At 59.8% G+C, this 16,622-nt stretch carries 12 protein-coding genes; 9 read left to right on the plus strand and 3 right to left on the minus strand.

What is annotated here, in order from left to right:
• Window positions 1-37 precede the first annotated feature (37 nt).
• The 5 genes from clpP (at window position 38) to AC1UK9_RS10635 (ending at window position 7,158) form a co-directional block, all read left to right on the plus strand.
• Window positions 38-673, plus strand: a complete 636-nt coding sequence (gene clpP / locus AC1UK9_RS10615) for an ATP-dependent Clp endopeptidase proteolytic subunit ClpP (protein ID WP_003223631.1) — start codon at window positions 38-40, stop codon at window positions 671-673.
• Window positions 674-785: 112 nt separating this feature from the next.
• Window positions 786-2,069 carry an ATP-dependent Clp protease ATP-binding subunit ClpX gene (clpX, locus tag AC1UK9_RS10620; protein ID WP_003223632.1) on the plus strand — a complete coding sequence of 428 codons (1,284 nt, stop codon included), beginning with the start codon at window positions 786-788 and terminating at the stop codon, window positions 2,067-2,069.
• Window positions 2,070-2,232: 163 nt separating this feature from the next.
• Window positions 2,233-4,629: an endopeptidase La gene (gene lon, locus AC1UK9_RS10625; protein WP_025108914.1), complete on the plus strand. Its 2,397-nt coding sequence runs from the start codon at window positions 2,233-2,235 to the stop codon at window positions 4,627-4,629.
• A 148-nt stretch (window positions 4,630-4,777) separates the two neighbouring features.
• Window positions 4,778-5,050, plus strand: a complete 273-nt coding sequence (locus AC1UK9_RS10630; RefSeq protein WP_008077714.1) for an HU family DNA-binding protein — start codon at window positions 4,778-4,780, stop codon at window positions 5,048-5,050.
• Window positions 5,051-5,286: 236 nt separating this feature from the next.
• Window positions 5,287-7,158, plus strand: a complete 1,872-nt coding sequence (locus AC1UK9_RS10635) for a SurA N-terminal domain-containing protein (RefSeq protein WP_473015153.1) — start codon at window positions 5,287-5,289, stop codon at window positions 7,156-7,158.
• 255 nt (window positions 7,159-7,413) lie between these two features.
• Here the strand turns inward: AC1UK9_RS10635 and AC1UK9_RS10640 are convergent, their stop codons facing one another.
• On the minus strand, window positions 7,414-8,610 hold the full coding sequence (locus AC1UK9_RS10640; RefSeq protein WP_473015154.1) for an MFS transporter: 1,197 nt from the start codon (window positions 8,608-8,610) through the stop codon (window positions 7,414-7,416).
• Between the two features lie 120 nt (window positions 8,611-8,730).
• Here AC1UK9_RS10640 and AC1UK9_RS10645 point away from each other — a divergent pair, with 120 nt between their 5' ends.
• Both AC1UK9_RS10645 and AC1UK9_RS10650 read left to right on the plus strand, forming a co-directional pair.
• Window positions 8,731-9,630 (plus strand): LysR family transcriptional regulator, encoded by a 900-nt coding sequence (locus AC1UK9_RS10645; RefSeq protein WP_473015155.1) that lies wholly within the window; start codon window positions 8,731-8,733, stop codon window positions 9,628-9,630.
• A 92-nt stretch (window positions 9,631-9,722) separates the two neighbouring features.
• Window positions 9,723-10,619 (plus strand): DUF2242 domain-containing protein, encoded by an 897-nt coding sequence (locus tag AC1UK9_RS10650; RefSeq protein WP_473015156.1) that lies wholly within the window; start codon window positions 9,723-9,725, stop codon window positions 10,617-10,619.
• Window positions 10,620-11,011: 392 nt separating this feature from the next.
• Here AC1UK9_RS10650 and AC1UK9_RS10655 read toward each other — a convergent pair whose 3' ends face one another.
• A complete protein-coding gene (locus AC1UK9_RS10655; RefSeq protein WP_025108920.1) occupies window positions 11,012-12,052 on the minus strand; it encodes an AraC family transcriptional regulator in 1,041 nt (346 codons plus the stop codon).
• A 3-nt stretch (window positions 12,053-12,055) separates the two neighbouring features.
• Window positions 12,056-13,186, minus strand: coding sequence for a nitrilase-related carbon-nitrogen hydrolase (locus tag AC1UK9_RS10660; RefSeq protein WP_473015157.1), 1,131 nt, complete (start codon window positions 13,184-13,186; stop codon window positions 12,056-12,058).
• A gap of 206 nt (window positions 13,187-13,392) precedes the next feature.
• On the opposite strand from AC1UK9_RS10660, the gene AC1UK9_RS10665 reads away from it, so the two are divergent.
• Both AC1UK9_RS10665 and AC1UK9_RS10670 read left to right on the plus strand, forming a co-directional pair.
• Window positions 13,393-15,432 carry a 2,4-dienoyl-CoA reductase FMN-binding domain-containing protein gene (locus tag AC1UK9_RS10665; RefSeq protein WP_482580006.1) on the plus strand — a complete coding sequence of 680 codons (2,040 nt, stop codon included), beginning with the start codon at window positions 13,393-13,395 and terminating at the stop codon, window positions 15,430-15,432.
• A gap of 226 nt (window positions 15,433-15,658) precedes the next feature.
• Window positions 15,659-16,585 carry a 1-aminocyclopropane-1-carboxylate deaminase/D-cysteine desulfhydrase gene (locus AC1UK9_RS10670; RefSeq protein WP_482580007.1) on the plus strand — a complete coding sequence of 309 codons (927 nt, stop codon included), beginning with the start codon at window positions 15,659-15,661 and terminating at the stop codon, window positions 16,583-16,585.
• The last annotated feature ends 37 nt before the right edge of the window (window positions 16,586-16,622 follow it).

Raw genomic sequence — 16,622 nt, forward strand, 5'->3', positions numbered from 1 at the left:
TATTCAAGACATAACTATTTGGGAGTGACTGCAGAGCATGTTCCGTAATTCGTATATTCAGCAGAACTCTGATATCCAGGCCGCAGGCGGCCTGGTCCCGATGGTTGTCGAGCAATCTGCTCGTGGCGAGCGCGCCTATGACATCTACTCGCGCCTTCTGAAGGAGCGCGTAATCTTTCTGGTGGGTCCTGTAGAGGACTACATGGCCAACCTGATCTGTGCGCAATTGCTGTTCCTTGAAGCGGAAAACCCGGACAAGGACATCCATCTTTACATCAACTCCCCAGGCGGTTCGGTGACAGCGGGCATGTCGATCTACGACACCATGCAGTTCATCAAGCCAAACGTATCGACGACCTGCATTGGTCAGGCCTGCAGCATGGGTGCATTCCTGCTGACGGCCGGTGCTCCCGGCAAGCGTTTCTGCCTGCCGAACTCGCGCGTGATGATTCACCAGCCACTGGGCGGTTTCCAGGGCCAGGCATCGGACATCGAAATCCATGCCAAGGAAATCCTCTTCATCCGCGAGCGCCTCAACACACTGATGGCCAAGCACAGCGGTCGTACGCTTGAAGAAATCGAGCGCGACACCAATCGCGACAACTTCATGAGTGCAGAAGCTGCGAAGGAATACGGCCTGATCGACGAAGTCATCAGCCAGCGTCCCGCGTAAAATAAGCAGCTCAAAATAAGGTTGGTCGGCAGGTCCGACCACCAGCGGGCTTGAAAAAGCCCGCAATAGCCTTCATCTTGTGTTGCAAGCCTATCGGATTTGGATCGAACGAATGACTGACACCCGCAACGGCGAGGACAACGGCAAGCTGCTCTATTGCTCCTTCTGTGGCAAAAGCCAGCATGAAGTGCGCAAATTGATTGCCGGCCCCTCGGTCTTTATCTGCGACGAGTGCGTCGACCTGTGCAACGACATCATCCGCGAGGAGGTGCAGGAAGCACAGGCCGAAAGCAGCGCGCATAAATTGCCTTCGCCTAAAGAAATCAGCGGCATCCTTGACCAGTACGTAATCGGTCAGGAACGTGCGAAAAAGGTTCTGGCCGTAGCGGTGTACAACCACTACAAGCGTCTGAACCAGCGTGACAAAAAGGCTGACGACGTCGAACTCGGCAAGAGCAACATCCTGCTGATCGGCCCGACAGGCTCGGGTAAGACCTTGCTGGCCGAAACACTGGCCCGCCTGCTGAACGTTCCGTTCACCATTGCCGACGCAACCACCCTCACCGAGGCCGGTTACGTAGGTGAAGATGTCGAGAACATCATTCAGAAACTGCTGCAAAAGTGCGATTACGACGTGGAAAAAGCCCAGATGGGCATTGTCTACATCGATGAAATCGACAAGATTTCCCGCAAGTCCGACAACCCGTCGATCACCCGCGATGTTTCCGGTGAAGGCGTGCAGCAGGCCTTGCTGAAGTTGATCGAAGGCACGGTCGCTTCCGTTCCGCCGCAAGGTGGCCGCAAGCATCCGCAGCAGGAATTCCTGCAGGTCGACACCCGTAACATCCTGTTCATCTGCGGTGGTGCGTTCTCTGGTCTGGAAAAGGTTATTCAAAACCGTTCCACCAAGGGCGGCATCGGTTTCAACGCAGAAGTGCGCAGCAAGGAAGAAGGCAAGAAAGTCGGTGAATCCCTGCGTGAAGTCGAGCCTGACGATCTGGTCAAGTTCGGTCTGATCCCGGAATTCGTCGGTCGTCTGCCGGTCCTCGCGACGCTGGACGAGCTTGACGAGGCTGCGCTGATGCAGATCCTCACCGAGCCGAAAAATGCTCTGACCAAGCAGTATGCCAAGCTGTTCGAGATGGAAGGCGTGGATCTGGAGTTCCGGACCGACGCACTGAAATCGGTCGCCAAGCGTGCCCTGGAACGTAAAACCGGTGCCCGTGGGTTGCGTTCGATTCTCGAAGGTGTGCTGCTCGACACGATGTACGAAATCCCCTCGCAGTCCGAGGTGAGCAAAGTCGTCATCGATGAAAGCGTGATCGAAGGCAAGTCCAAGCCACTGTATATCTACGAAAACAGTGAGCCGACGGCCAAGGCAGCGCCGGACGCGTAAGCGTTCACACTGCCGGAACAAAGAAGGGGCCTTCGGGCCTCTTTTTTTTTATGTCGTTTTTTACATCCGCTTTGCGCTTGTTTTTTTTCAAGGCAGCCCCCATCTTGGTTTCAAGCTTAATTCCATCTGATTACGGCCATATGGCCGCCGTAGAGGCGAAATCATGAAGACAACCATCGAATTGCCTCTCCTGCCATTGCGTGATGTCGTGGTTTATCCGCACATGGTTATCCCGCTGTTCGTGGGGCGCGAGAAATCCATCGAAGCCCTCGAGGCCGCGATGACGGGCGACAAGCAGATCCTGCTGCTGGCCCAGAGAAACCCGGCTGACGATGATCCCGGTGAAGACGCTCTCTATCGCGTAGGTACAATCGCCACCGTACTGCAGTTGCTGAAACTGCCGGACGGCACCGTCAAGGTTCTGGTCGAAGGTGAGCAGCGTGGGGCTGTAGAGCGCTTCAGCGAAGTCGACGGGCACTGCCGTGCCGAGGTCTCGCTGATCGACGAAGTCGACGCTGCCGAGCGCGAGTCGGAAGTGTTCGTGCGCAGCCTGCTGTCGCAGTTCGAACAATACGTTCAGTTGGGCAAGAAAGTCCCGGCTGAAGTCCTGTCGTCGCTCAACAGCATCGATGAGCCTGGCCGCCTGGTCGACACCATGGCCGCGCACATGGCGCTGAAAATCGAGCAGAAGCAGGAAATCCTCGAAATCATCGATCTGTCGGCCCGGGTCGAGCACGTGCTCGCCTTGCTGGATGCCGAGATCGATCTGCTGCAAGTTGAAAAACGCATTCGCGGCCGCGTCAAAAAGCAAATGGAGCGCAGCCAGCGCGAGTACTACCTGAATGAGCAGATGAAGGCCATTCAGAAGGAGCTGGGCGACGGTGACGAAGGTCACAACGAAATCGAAGAGCTGAAAAAGCGCATCGATGCTGCCGGCTTGCCAAAAGATGCCCTGGCCAAGGCCACCGCCGAGCTGAACAAGCTCAAGCAGATGTCGCCGATGTCCGCTGAAGCCACCGTGGTGCGCTCCTACATCGACTGGCTGGTGCAGGTGCCGTGGAAGGCGCAAAGCAAGGTACGCCTCGACCTGGCGCGTGCTGAAGACATTCTTGATGCCGATCACTACGGTCTCGAAGAGGTCAAGGAGCGCATCCTTGAATACCTCGCCGTGCAGAAGCGTGTGAAGAAGATCCGTGGCCCGGTGTTGTGCCTGGTGGGTCCTCCTGGCGTGGGTAAAACCTCGCTCGCGGAGTCGATCGCCCATGCCACCAACCGTAAATTTGTGCGCATGGCCCTTGGTGGTGTGCGTGACGAGGCGGAAATTCGTGGTCACCGCCGAACCTACATTGGTTCGATGCCGGGAAGATTGATTCAAAAGATGACAAAGGTGGGTGTACGCAACCCGCTGTTCCTGCTCGATGAAATCGACAAAATGGGCAGCGACATGCGTGGCGACCCGGCGTCGGCGTTGCTGGAAGTGCTCGATCCAGAGCAGAACCACAACTTCAACGATCACTATCTGGAAGTCGATTACGACCTGTCCGACGTGATGTTCCTGTGCACCTCGAACTCGATGAACATCCCGCCAGCACTGCTGGACCGGATGGAAGTGATTCGTCTGCCGGGCTACACCGAAGACGAAAAGATCAACATCGCCGTCAAGTACCTGTCGCCTAAGCAGATCACCGCCAACGGTCTGAAGAAAGGCGAGCTGGAGTTCGACGAAGAAGCCATCCGCGACATCATCCGTTACTACACCCGTGAAGCCGGTGTGCGTGGCCTTGAGCGGCAGATTGCCAAGGTCTGCCGCAAGGCCGTCAAAGAGCATGCGCTGGAAAAACGCTTCTCGGTGAAAGTGACAGCTGATGCGCTGGAACACTTCCTCGGTGTGCGTAAGTTTCGCTATGGTCTGGCTGAGCAGCAGGACCAGATCGGTCAGGTCACCGGCCTCGCCTGGACTCAGGTGGGCGGCGAACTGCTGACGATCGAAGCAGCCGTCGTGCCGGGTAAAGGCCAGCTGATCAAGACCGGTTCGCTGGGCGATGTAATGGTCGAATCGATCACCGCAGCCCTGACGGTGGTGCGCAGCCGCGCCAAGAGTCTGGGCATTCCGGTGGACTTCCACGAGAAGCGCGACACGCACATCCACATGCCGGAAGGGGCGACCCCGAAAGACGGTCCTAGCGCCGGTGTGGGCATGTGCACGGCACTGGTTTCGGCATTGACCGGGATTCCGGTACGCGCCGATGTCGCCATGACCGGCGAGATCACCCTGCGTGGTCAGGTGCTGGCGATTGGTGGTCTGAAGGAAAAACTGCTCGCGGCTCACCGTGGCGGAATCAAGATTGTGATTATTCCGGAAGAGAACGTGCGTGATCTGAAGGAGATTCCTGACAATATCAAGCAGGATCTGCAGATTAAACCGGTTAAATGGATTGACGAGGTCCTGCAAATTGCGCTGCAATACGCGCCGGAGCCCTTGCCGGATGTGGCTCCGGAGATAGTTTCCAAGGACGAAAAACGTGAGTCTGATTCAAAGGAAAGAATTAGCACGCATTAATACGTTTTTGCCTGGGGGGCTTCCTTGACAGCTTTTTAGAGCCCTTGTTATAAAGCGGCTCTTAAGTGTCTGTAGGCCATTCAGCACTCGTTTTTGCTTTCACCAAAAAACTTAGAATCATCTCAAAATAGATATAAGGGGACTTAGAGTGAACAAGTCGGAACTGATTGATGCTATCGCTGCATCCGCTGATATCCCGAAAGCTGCTGCTGGCCGTGCGCTGGACGCTGTAATCGAATCCGTCACTGGCGCTCTCAAGGCTGGCGACTCCGTTGTTCTGGTTGGTTTCGGCACTTTCTCCGTGACTGATCGTCCAGCTCGCGTTGGTCGTAACCCACAGACCGGCAAGACGCTGCAAATCGCTGCTGCTAAAAAGCCAGGTTTCAAAGCCGGTAAAGCACTGAAAGAAGCGGTTAACTAAGTTAGTTTGTTTCAGGTTTTTACCCATCCGGGTCGGGGTCATGCCTGACTTGGCAGCGGAGCGGTAGAGCAGGTCGCTGAAGCAGTGGCCTGTAACGCCGGGATCGAGGGTTCGAGCCCTGTCCGCTCCGCCAGTTACGAGAAGGCGCATCCTCGGATGCGCCTTTCTTCTATCCGGATTCTACCCACGCTCCACGGTTGCCAAATTTTTGAAGTTCAACCGTTTCTGGGGGACGCATGCTGCAGAATATCAGGGACAATTCACAAGGCTGGATTGCCAAGACCATTATCGGGGTCATCGTTGCACTGATGGCTTTGACCGGTTTCGATGCCATTTTCAAGGCCACCACGCACACCAACGATGCGGCCAAGGTCAATGGTGAAGAAATCAGCCAGAACGAGCTGAGCCAGGCCGTTGACATGCAACGCCGTCAGCTGATGCAACAGCTGGGCAAGGACTTCGATGCTTCCTTGCTTGACGAAAAAATGCTCCGCGAATCGGCCCTCAAGGGTCTGATCGATCGCAAGCTGCTGCTGCAAGGCGCAGAACAGTCGAAATTCGCTTTCTCCGAAGGTGCACTGGACCAGGTGATCCTGCAGACCCCTGAATTCCAGGTGGACGGCAAGTTCAGCTCCGAGCGCTTCGACCAGGTGATCCGTCAACTGGGCTATACCCGCATGCAATTCCGCCAGATGCTGGCTCAGGAAATGCTGATCGGTCAGTTGCGTGCCGGCGTGGCGGGCAGTGGTTTCGTCACTGACGCCGAAGTGCTGGCCTTTGCCCGTCTGGAAAAACAGACCCGCGATTTCGCCTCGCTGAACGTCAAGGCCGACCCTGCCGCAGTCAAGCTGACCGACGATGAGGTCAAGGCTTACTACGACGAGCACGCCAAGGAATTCATGACCCCTGAACAGGTGGTTGTCGATTACGTCGAGCTGAAGAAGTCTTCGTTCTTCGACCAGGTTGCCGTGAAGGACGAGGACCTGCAGGCGGCGTATCAGAAAGAGATTGCCAATCTGTCGGAACAGCGTCGCGCGGCGCACATCCTGATCGAAGTCAACGACAAGACCACCGATGCTCAGGCCAAGGCGAAGATCGAAGAAGTCCAGGCGCGTCTGGCCAAGGGCGAGAAATTCGAAGCGCTGGCCAAGGAGTTCTCGCAGGATCCGGGTTCGGCCAACAATGGCGGTGACCTCGGTTTCGCAGGTCCTGGCGTCTACGATCCAGCCTTCGAAAAAGCCCTGTACTCGCTGAACAAGGACCAGGTGTCCGAGCCGGTGCGTACCGACTTCGGTTATCACCTGATCAAGCTGCTGGGTGTTGAAGCGCCTGAAGTGCCGACCCTGGCCAGCCTGAAAGACAAGCTGACCCGCGAGCTGAAGACCCAACAGGTTGAGCAGCGTTTCGTCGAGGCGACCAAGCAACTGGAAGATTCGGCGTTCGAAGCATCTGACCTGGCCCAGCCAGCGGCTGATCTGAAACTGACCGTGCACACTTCCAAGCCGTTCGGCCGTGAAGGTGGCGAGGGTATCGCGGCCAACCGTGCTGTGGTGGCGGCTGCCTTCAGCCAGGAAGTGCTGGAAGAAAACGCCAACAGCACCGGCATTGAGCTGGATCCGGAAACCGTGGTTGTGCTGCGCGCCAAGGAACATCTGAAGCCTGAGCAGTTGCCGCTGGAAGCCGTGAACACGGCAATCCGTGCCCAACTGACCAAAGAGCACGCCAGCGCTGCTGCCAAGACCAAGGCTGATCAGTTGATTGCCAGCCTGCGCGATGGCAAGACTCCTCTGGACAAAGCGGTTGATGGTCAGAACTGGAAGGTTGTTGCTGCGGCGACTCGTGCTCAGGAAGGGGTTGACCCAACTGTGCTGCAGGCGTTGTTCCGTATGCCGAAACCAGTGTCCAAGGACAAGCCGACTTTCAGCAGCGTGACGTTGCAGGACGGTAGCCTGATGATCGTGCGCCTCAATGGCGTGAACGAAGCGGTGGCGCCGACTGATGAAGAGAAGGCGCAGTACCGTCGCTTCCTTGCTTCTCGTGAGGGGCAGCAGGACTTTGCGGCGTTCCGCAAGCAGTTGGAAAGTCAGGCGGACATCAAGCGGTATTGATGTTTGACTGAGTCGTGACAGGAAAGCCCCGATCTGATGGTCGGGGCTTTTTTTTGGCCTGGGTTTTTGGTCGTGGCGGCCTGACCGCCGAGCATTCCCCCACTGAACAAACCCAATCCCCCTGTGGGAGCGAGCCTGCTCGCGAAGGCGGCCTGACCGCCGAGCATTCCCCCACTGAACAAACCCAATCCCCCTGTGGGAGCGAGCCTGCTCGCGAAGGCGGCCTGGCAGCCACCCACCCCCTCAAAATCCCAATCAAGCAAACCCATGCCCCCGCGCCCTGACCGCCGCACCCAAGGTCAAAACCAGCAGCCCCACCACAATCCACGGAAAGCCCCCAACTCCCAGATTCCCCAGCAGCAAACCACCCGCCAGCCCACCCCCGGCAATCCCGACATTCCACAGCGTCACCAGCATCGATTGCGCCGTATCGGCAGCCTCTCCAGCGGATTTTGCCGAGGCAGTCTGCAGCAGGGAAGGCATCGCGCCGAATGCCAGACCCCACACGGCGACAGCGCTGTAGACCACTGACGCCGATTCACGCCACAGGCCAAGAGCGACGGCCGAGAGCATGAACAGCACCGTGCTGATCAGCACCAGTTCGCGCAGCCAGCGATCGATCAGGCTGCCGACGATCCACAGACTCAGCACCGAGGCCAGACCGAACACCAGCAACACCCGATCGATATCACTACCCAGTCCCGATGGTTGCAGGAACGGTGCGATGTAGGTGTACAGCAGGTTGTGGGCGATCACGTAGGACAGGGTTACGAACAGCACTGAGCGCACGCCGGGCAGGGTAAAGACCTGACGCAAGGGCAGGCGTTTTCCTGTGCGTTCGCCGGCGAAATCCGGCACTTGCAAACGCACCCAGATCACCAGCAGTAGCGTCAGTGCGGTCATGATGGCGAAGCTCAGGCGCCAGCCCACCAGGGTGCCGAGCAGCGTGCCGGCTGGTATGCCCAGCGACAGTGCAAGCGGCGCGCCCAGCATGGCGACGGTGATCGCCCGGCCTTGCAGGTGGGGGGCAACCATGCGGCTCGCATAGCCTGCCAGCAGCGCCCACAACAGTCCGGCAAAGACCCCGGCGAGCAAGCGTGCGATCAACGTCAGCCAGTACAGCTCCGACAGGGCGGTGATGCTGTTGGCGATGGCAAACCCGCCGATGGCTGACAACAGCAATGGTCGACGACGCCAGCCTCGGGTGGCGATGGTCAGCGGGATGGCCGCCAGCATCGAGCCGATGGCATACAGCGTTACCAGTTGCCCGATCAGCGCCTGTGAGACATTCAGGCCCGCGCTCATTTGTGGCAACAGGCCGGCGGGCATGGCTTCGGTCAGCACCGTGATGAAGCCGGCGGTGGCCAGGGCCAGCAGGGCGCCCAAGGGTAGTCGTTCGCGTGCCTCGGCCGGCTGGGTGAGGTCTGCGGAGGTCAGTTGTGCATCGTTCATGAGTCAGCGTCCATTTGCCCAAGAGGGTGAAGGCCATAGGCTAGGGCGCTGCGCATTAGAGAAAAATGGGTTACGGTTCCGAACATATCGGACACAAGTGTCGTGAATGGGAGGATCGGGATGGACAGCCTGGGCAGTATTTCGGTGTTTGTGCAGGTCGCCGAAACCCGCAGTTTTACCGAGGCCGGGCGGTTGCAGGGGGTCTCGTCTTCGGCGGTCGGCAAGAGTATTGCGCGGCTCGAAGCGCGACTCGGCGTACGGCTGTTCCATCGCACCACTCGCAGTATCACGCTGACCAGCGAAGGCGCGCTGTTCCTGGAGCGCTGTCGCAAAATTCTCGCCGAGGTGGAGGCCGCCGAGTTCGAACTGTGCAATTCGGCATCACAGCCGCATGGCAAGCTGCGCATCAGCCTGCCGCAGGTGCACGGGCTGGTGATGCCGGTGATGAACGCATTCATGGCGCTGTACCCGCAGATCGAGCTGGATCTGGACCTCACCGATCGTATGGTCGATGTGGTCGAGGAGGGCTTCGATGCGGTGATCCGTACCGGTAAACCGCGGGATTCACGGCTGATGGCACGGCCCCTGGGTGAATTTCACATGGTGCTGGTGGCAAGTCCGTCGTATCTGCAGCAGCGCGGTGTACCGCAGGCACCTGCCGATCTGGCAGAGCATGCCTGCCTGCGGCATACCTTCCACGCCACCGGCAAGCTGGAGCCTTGGCCGTTGATCCGCGAGGAGGGCGCGCCTGAGCCGAGTTTGCCGACGCGGCTGGTCAGTACCTCCATCGAAGCCGTCAGCCATGCCGCCCTCGCCGGGATGGGCATCGCCTGCCTGCCGGACTTCATGACCCACGAGGCGGTGGGGCAAGGACGCCTGCAACGAGTCCTCGATGAGCATCTGCAACATGTCGGTCAGTTCTGGGTGTTGTGGCCTTCAAGCCGCCATGCAACCGCCAAATTGCGGGTATTCATCGATCATTTATCGACGCGGCTTTTTCCAGACGCTCATCATCGGTAAAGTTGTAACTGTTTTAAGACACTAATCCATACGCCGCGGGGCCGCGATCTGTAGCACAATACGCCCCGGACCGTTTTCCCTCAGGATGTTTAATGTTGATTTCAACTCCCATGCGTGTCGTTGGGTTGGCGCTGTTGTTGACCGCTGTTGCCGGCTGTTCGAAAGACAAGCCGATCTATGAGCATGAGAATTTCGACGATTCCGGTACGTATTCTCGCAATTACCCGGTGGCCGATGTCGCCAGTTGCGAGGCGGCCCGTCGTGCGCTGCTCAGCCAGGGCTACATCATCACCAGCAGTGACCCGAAACTGGTCAGTGGCCACAAGAGCTTCCAGCAGACCGGTGAAACCCACCTGGAAATCAGCTTCAACGTAGTGTGTGCCGAAGACGGCAGTGCCAAGCACCATGCCACGGTGTTCGCCAACGCCTTGCAGGACCGCTATGCGTTGAAGAAGACCAACAACTCCGCCAGCCTTGGGGTCGGCGTGTTGGGTTCGGTGTCGATGCCGATCGGCTCCTCGGACGACTCGATGGTCAAGGTTGCCAGTGAGACTGTGACCTCGCAGAAATTCTATGAGCGTTTCTTCACCCTGGTTGAGCTGTTCCTGCCGGCCGATGCGAAGAAAGCCGCGCACATCGAAGAAAAGCCCAAGACTGATCTGGGTGTGCCGGAGCCGAAGCCTGCCGCTGTAGCGCCGACAACTCCTGCAACACCAGCGCCCGCAGTAGAGACAGCGCCCGCGCCACCTCCGGCAGGGATTGTCGAGCCAGCCCAGACGATCACACCGGCAGCCCCGGCAGCGACACCCGCGCCAGCCCCGGTTTTACCGGCGCCGGTGGGTTCCGAGCCGGTGGTGCCGCCGGCCGAGTCTGCGCCGATCACTCCGGCGCCGAGTGCAGACCCTGCACCGGCCACCGAGACGATCACGCCGCCGGCCAACCCGAGCAATATTCCGCCGCCCTCCGAGCCGATTCCTGCGATGCAGTAACCGGCCAACAAGCTGCGAACCCTGTGGGAGCGGGCTTGCTCGCGAAAGCGTTGTATCAGTCGACATAGGCATTGACTGGCACTGCGCCTTCGCGAGCAAGCCCGCTCCCACAGTTGTTTCTGCAACATGTGAAATCTCGTTACATTCCCCCGACAAAAATCCCGCGATAAATTCCTGACCACCTGCTACGTTTTATTCATGAAGGCCAGGTTTCACTTTTCCTTCATACGGGCACGATATGCTCGAGGCACTGGTCATTTGACCGGGCTATTTTTCAAGCGGGCAGTAGGGGGATGACACGATGGACGACTATCAAGAAGAACTGCTCGAATACCAGGCGTTTGAACTGGATCAGCCAGAGCCGGCCGAAGACGCTACCGAGTTGTAAGGTGTCAGGCGCTTTTGCGGTGACTGCGGCGAAACTCGCCGGGTGTCTGACTGCTCCAGCGTTTGAAGGCGCGCTGAAACGCCTCGGCTGAAGCAAAGCCCAGCAGGTAGGCAATCTCGCCGAACGCCAGTTCGGTGTCGCGAATGTAGGTCATTGCCAGGTCGCGGCGGGTGTCATTGAGGATCGCGCGAAACTGCGTGCCTTCCTCGGCCAGTTTGCGTCGCAAAGTCCAGGTCGGCAGCTTCAGGCGTGCCGCCACTTCTTCCAGATCGGGTTCCCTGCCACCATTGAGCAACGGCCCCAGCAACTGAGTGATGCGTTCACGCAGGCTGCGGGTGCGGGTCAATTGTTCCAGTTCCCGCTCACACAACGCGAGCAAATGCTTCCAGGTACTCGGGCAGTGTTCCGGGTTGCGCAGGGCCAGACTGTTCAGGTTCAGACGCAGTTGATTGCGTTCGGCACCGAACTGGATCGGGCAGTCGCCCAGTACGCTGTAGGCATCGCGGTAGTCCGGCTGGTCAAACTCGATGTCGATACGCTCGGCCCGCAGTGGCTCGCGGCCGACGCTGGACAGCTGATGCAGCCAGCCGGCGATGATCGAATCCACCACAAAGCGGTTATAGGCGTTGTACGGGCTGATCGAGTAGAAGCGCAGCCACGCGCCATGGGCGTCTTCGTGAAAACTCGATTGCCCACGGTAGTTGGAGCCATACAACGGCTCGAAACGGATCAGGCAGCGGGCCGCTTCGCGTACGGTCGGCGCTTGCGCGGCGGTGACTCCGGCGAGTCCAGCCTGGCTCAAGCGGCTGAGCTGGCCCATGCGCAGGCCCAGCGCCGGATCGCCGGTCAACTGGATCGCGCTGTGCCCCAGACGCATGTAGCGCGGGATCGACAGCCGCGCACCGGCCTCGGCCAGTCGCGCGGTGTCCAGGCCATACTGTTCGAGTAGCGGTTGCGGATCGGCGCCATGGCTGCGCACCGCATCGGCAAGGCTGTGGACGAAACCTACCGACAGATCCCCAAGGCGCATCGGCAGTGGTTTCATGGCTTACAACCAGATATTCAGCAGGCGCGCGCCACGGGCCTCGCCATCGGCGAATTGCTGACCGTTGCTGCTGAGGAAGCTTTGCCCCGCACTGGGCTTGTCCCAGAACTGCCCGCGCAGGAACACGCTCATGCCGGCGATGGCACGGCTGCTCGGTGGCTGCGCAGTCAGGGTCAGGCGATGCCAGGCCTGGCCTTCACTGATTTCCCCGGGCTTGAGGCTGACCGAGTCCGGTGTACTCGAACCCTTGTAACCGCCCCACGGCTGGTTCCACGCACCGTGACCGACCACAAACGCCGGGACCGCCACCAGTTGCGCGCCGAGTTCGTCGAGTTGGCGATAGTTGTCCGGGTACCAGCTGTCGCTGCCGATCAGCACGCCGAGACGCCCGGCCGGGGTATCGACCACGGTGATCGCATGCTCGTCTTCGCTTTCGATCACGTCGCGTTGTTCGAAGATCGGGTGCATCTGCCGCTGGGGCTGGCCCAGCGGCACGCCATCACGGCCAAACACCACGCTGCTGTTGAACAGCGAACCGCTGCCGGGCTTGAGTTGGCCATCACGGATGCTCGGCTCGGGCAGCACAATGGAGCCGGCCACCAGCGTTACATGGAACTCTTTGGCAAGACCGCCGAACAGGGCCTGGTAATCCTTGGCCATGGCCCTGGACTTCATGCGCAGGTGCGCGTCGTCGAGGCGGTTCTCGCCCTTGGCGCTGAGCCAGGCGCGGGCGAACAGCAGCGGATTGCTCGCCGCCAGCCAGTTCATTGCTTCAGCGAGGGTGGGAGCCTGATACAGCTCGTCTTTCTCGCCGCTGATCATCAGCCAGGTGCCGACATGCTCAGGCAGGACCACCACGGTTTTTTCGTTCAACAGCCCCTGATCCTGCGCCTGCTGCAGATAGGCCGCGAGTTTGCGGTGCAGGCGTTCAGGGCTTTGGTAGTCGGTAGGAAACAGTTCTGGCTGAATCCCCAGCAAGTTGCCGCGATCGGCCGGTGTGCCCTGATCGACCGCCAGTTTGATGCGCAGGTCAGACAGGTAATGCCCCGCCGGCCGGTCCGCCGCCCACATGGCGTAGGTGGTAAGGGCGGCAACGATGGCCATGGAAAAGAACAGGTACAGAAGTTTGCGCATGAAAACCAACAACAACCGGGTACAGAGAATGGCAACTAGGGTAGGGCGCATGCTCGCGCTTGCCAAGGGGCGCTGCGCATTTGGATCAATAAGTTGTCAGTTTCGGTCATTGAGTGACAGCAGTGCGACTCTTAGGCTGTCGAACATGACTGATGGGGGACGCAGAGCTCCCGCAATTTCCGTGATCGCTCGTTGTGGAGTTACCGATGACCGCCGCTCATTACCCGCACCTGTTGGCCCCGCTGGACCTGGGATTCACCACGCTGCGCAACCGTACCCTGATGGGCTCGATGCACACTGGCCTTGAAGAGAAACCGGGCGGCTTCGAACGCATGGCGGCCTACTTCGCCGAGCGCGCCCGTGGCGGTGTCGGCCTGATGGTTACCGGCGGCATTGGTCCGAACGACGAGGGCGGCGTGTACTCCGGCGCGGCCAAGCTGACCACCGAGGAAGAAGCGCTCAAACACCGCATCGTCACCCGCGCGGTGCACGAGGCGGGCGGCAAGATCTGCATGCAGATCCTCCACGCCGGGCGTTATGCCTACAGCCCGAAACAGGTCGCGCCGAGTGCGATTCAGGCGCCGATCAACCCGTTCAAGCCCAAAGAGCTGGACGAGGAAGGCATCGAGAAGCAGATCAGCGACTTTGTTACTTGCTCGGTGCTGGCGCAGACCGCTGAGTACGACGGTGTGGAAATCATGGGTTCGGAAGGTTATTTCATTAACCAGTTCCTCGCCGCACACACCAACCACCGCACCGACCGCTGGGGCGGCAGCTACGAGAACCGTATGCGCCTGCCGGTGGAAATCGTGCGCCGCGTGCGTGAAGCGGTCGGCCCGAATTTCATCATCATTTTCCGTCTGTCGATGCTCGATCTGGTCGAGGGTGGCAGCACTTGGGAAGAGATCGTGACCCTGGCCAAAGCCATCGAGCAGGCCGGCGCGACCATCATCAACACCGGTATCGGCTGGCACGAAGCGCGGATCCCGACCATCGCCACCAAAGTGCCGCGCGCGGCGTTCAGCAAGGTCACCGCCAAGCTGCGCGGATCGGTGAACATTCCGCTGATCACCACCAACCGCATCAACACCCCGGAAATCGCCGAGCAGATTCTCGCCGAAGGCGACGCGGACATGGTTTCGATGGCGCGGCCATTCCTCGCCGACCCGGACTTCGTCAATAAGGCAGCAGAAGGCCGTGCCGACGAAATCAACACCTGCATCGGCTGCAATCAGGCGTGCCTCGATCACACCTTCGGCGGCAAACTCACCAGTTGCCTGGTCAACCCGCGTGCCTGCCATGAAACCGAGCTCAACTACCTGCCGGTGCAGCAGATCAAAAAGATTGCCGTGGTCGGTGCCGGGCCTGCCGGTTTGTCTGCCGCGACCGTGGCTGCCGAGCGTGGCCATCAGGTGACCCTGTTCGATTCGGCCAGCGAGATTGGCGGCCAGTTCAACATCGCCAAGCGAGTACCGGGCAAGGAAGAGTTTTTTGAAACCCTGCGCTATTTCAAGCGCAAGCTGCAAACCACCCACGTCGAGGTGTGCCTGAACACCCGCGTCGACGTGGCGAAACTGGTTGAAGGTGGCTACGACGAAATCATCCTTGCCACCGGCATCGCGCCGCGGGTGCCAGCGATTCCCGGCGTGGAGAACGCCAAGGTGCTGAGCTACATCGACGTGATCCTTGAGCGCAAACCTGTTGGCAAACGTGTCGCAGTGATCGGTGCAGGCGGTATCGGTTTCGACGTCTCGGAATTCCTCGTGCATGAAGGCGTGGCCACCAGCCTGGATCGCACCGCCTTCTGGAAAGAATGGGGCATCGACACTCACCTGGAAGCACGGGGTGGCGTGGCCGGGATCAAAGCCGTACCTCATGCGCCGGCCCGCGAAGTATTCCTGTTGCAGCGCAAGAAAACCAAGGTCGGCGACGGTCTGGGCAAGACCACCGGCTGGATCCATCGTACCGGTCTGAAGAACAAGCAGGTGCAGATGCTCAACAGCGTTGAATACCTGAAGATCGACGACGAAGGCCTGCACATCCGCATCGGCGAAGCCGGCGAGCCGCAAGTGCTGGCGGTGGACAACATCGTGATCTGCGCCGGCCAGGATCCACTGCGTGATCTGCAGGAAGGTCTGGTGGCAGCGGGGCAGAACGTGCACCTGATCGGCGGCGCCGATGTCGCGGCGGAGCTGGATGCCAAGCGTGCAATCAATCAGGGTTCGCGCCTCGCCGCTGAACTTTAAGCTCCGCCGCTTAACCTGTGGGAGCGAGCCAGCTCGCGAAAGCGGAGTGTCAGCCAATACACATGTCGACTGACACGACGCCTTCGCGAGCAGGCTCGCTCCCACAGGGTTTGTGTTGTTCACAGATTCGGTGAGCACCATCGATCCAATGCAGGAGCGAGCCTGCTCGCGATGGCTGCTGATGAGCGACTAGAATGCCGGCTCTGTCCAGATCGAATCGCCGCCCATGCTTTTGCCTCCCTCCGATTGGCTACCCCAAGCCCCTCTCGAACGGCTTCAACTCGACTGGCTCACCCACGCCGCCATCGAAGTCGCGATCCTGCGTCTGGATCAGATCGACCCGCTGATCAGCGGCAACAAATGGTTCAAGCTCATCGAACACCTCAAGGTCGCTGACCGCGCCGGCGCGCAGGGCATCATCAGCCTCGGTGGCGCGCATTCCAATCATCTGCATGCGTTGGCGGCTGCCGGTAAGCGTCTGGGATTCGAAACCGTTGGCCTGTTGCGCGGGCATGCGCAGGAAACACCGACGGTGCGGGATCTGCAGGCGTTTGGCATGCAGTTGCACTGGCTCGGTTACGGCGGCTATCGGGCGCGGCATGAACCGGGGTTCTGGGAGCCTTGGCAGGCGCAGTACCCGAATCTGCACGCAGTACCGGAGGGCGGTGGCGGATTGACAGGTGCCTTGGGCTGCAAGGCGCTCAAGGAACAGGTGAGCGCGCAACTGAGCAAGCTGGGCTGGCGCGATTATCACGGCTGGTGGCTGGCCTGCGGCACCGGGACGACGCTGGCCGGGCTGGTGCTCGCCGAGGCCGGGGAGCATCCGGTGTACGGCGCGCTGGCGGTGCCTGATGATCATGGCGTGGCACCGCAGGTTGAGGCGATTGTGCGGGAAGCGGGACTGAGTGCGGCGGGTTACGCGTTGTTCGATGCTAGCCGGGGTGGCTTCGCCAAGGTTGATCCGGTGTTGCTTGAGTTCATCGAGCATGCTGAACAGAGCAGCGGCGTCCCCTTGGAGCCGCTGTATACCGGCAAGGCATTATTGGCGCTGAAGCAGCAGGTTGCAGCGGGCAGGTTCGAGCAAGGCACGCGGCTGATCTTCGTGCATACGGGAGGGTTGCAGGGGCGTCGAGGATTCATCCCCGGCAGTTGAACGTCTGTGGCGAGCGAGCAAGCTCCCTCGCCACAGG

The organism is Pseudomonas sp. AK-TSAG1-1, from assembly GCF_056821665.1.

What these genes read in the sequence shown, in the direction of transcription:
- clpP (WP_003223631.1), top strand. Translation starts at nt 38, where the DNA reads ATGTTCCGTAATTCGTATATTCAGCAGAACTCTGATATCCAGGCCGCA.
- clpX (WP_003223632.1), top strand. Translation starts at nt 786, where the DNA reads ATGACTGACACCCGCAACGGCGAGGACAACGGCAAGCTGCTCTATTGC.
- lon (WP_025108914.1), top strand. Translation starts at nt 2,233, where the DNA reads ATGAAGACAACCATCGAATTGCCTCTCCTGCCATTGCGTGATGTCGTG.
- AC1UK9_RS10635 (WP_473015153.1), top strand. Translation starts at nt 5,287, where the DNA reads ATGCTGCAGAATATCAGGGACAATTCACAAGGCTGGATTGCCAAGACC.
- AC1UK9_RS10640 (WP_473015154.1), bottom strand. Translation starts at nt 8,610, where the DNA reads ATGAACGATGCACAACTGACCTCCGCAGACCTCACCCAGCCGGCCGAG.
- AC1UK9_RS10645 (WP_473015155.1), top strand. Translation starts at nt 8,731, where the DNA reads ATGGACAGCCTGGGCAGTATTTCGGTGTTTGTGCAGGTCGCCGAAACC.
- AC1UK9_RS10650 (WP_473015156.1), top strand. Translation starts at nt 9,723, where the DNA reads ATGTTGATTTCAACTCCCATGCGTGTCGTTGGGTTGGCGCTGTTGTTG.
- AC1UK9_RS10655 (WP_025108920.1), bottom strand. Translation starts at nt 12,052, where the DNA reads ATGAAACCACTGCCGATGCGCCTTGGGGATCTGTCGGTAGGTTTCGTC.
- AC1UK9_RS10660 (WP_473015157.1), bottom strand. Translation starts at nt 13,186, where the DNA reads ATGCGCAAACTTCTGTACCTGTTCTTTTCCATGGCCATCGTTGCCGCC.
- AC1UK9_RS10665 (WP_482580006.1), top strand. Translation starts at nt 13,393, where the DNA reads ATGACCGCCGCTCATTACCCGCACCTGTTGGCCCCGCTGGACCTGGGA.
- AC1UK9_RS10670 (WP_482580007.1), top strand. Translation starts at nt 15,659, where the DNA reads ATGCTTTTGCCTCCCTCCGATTGGCTACCCCAAGCCCCTCTCGAACGG.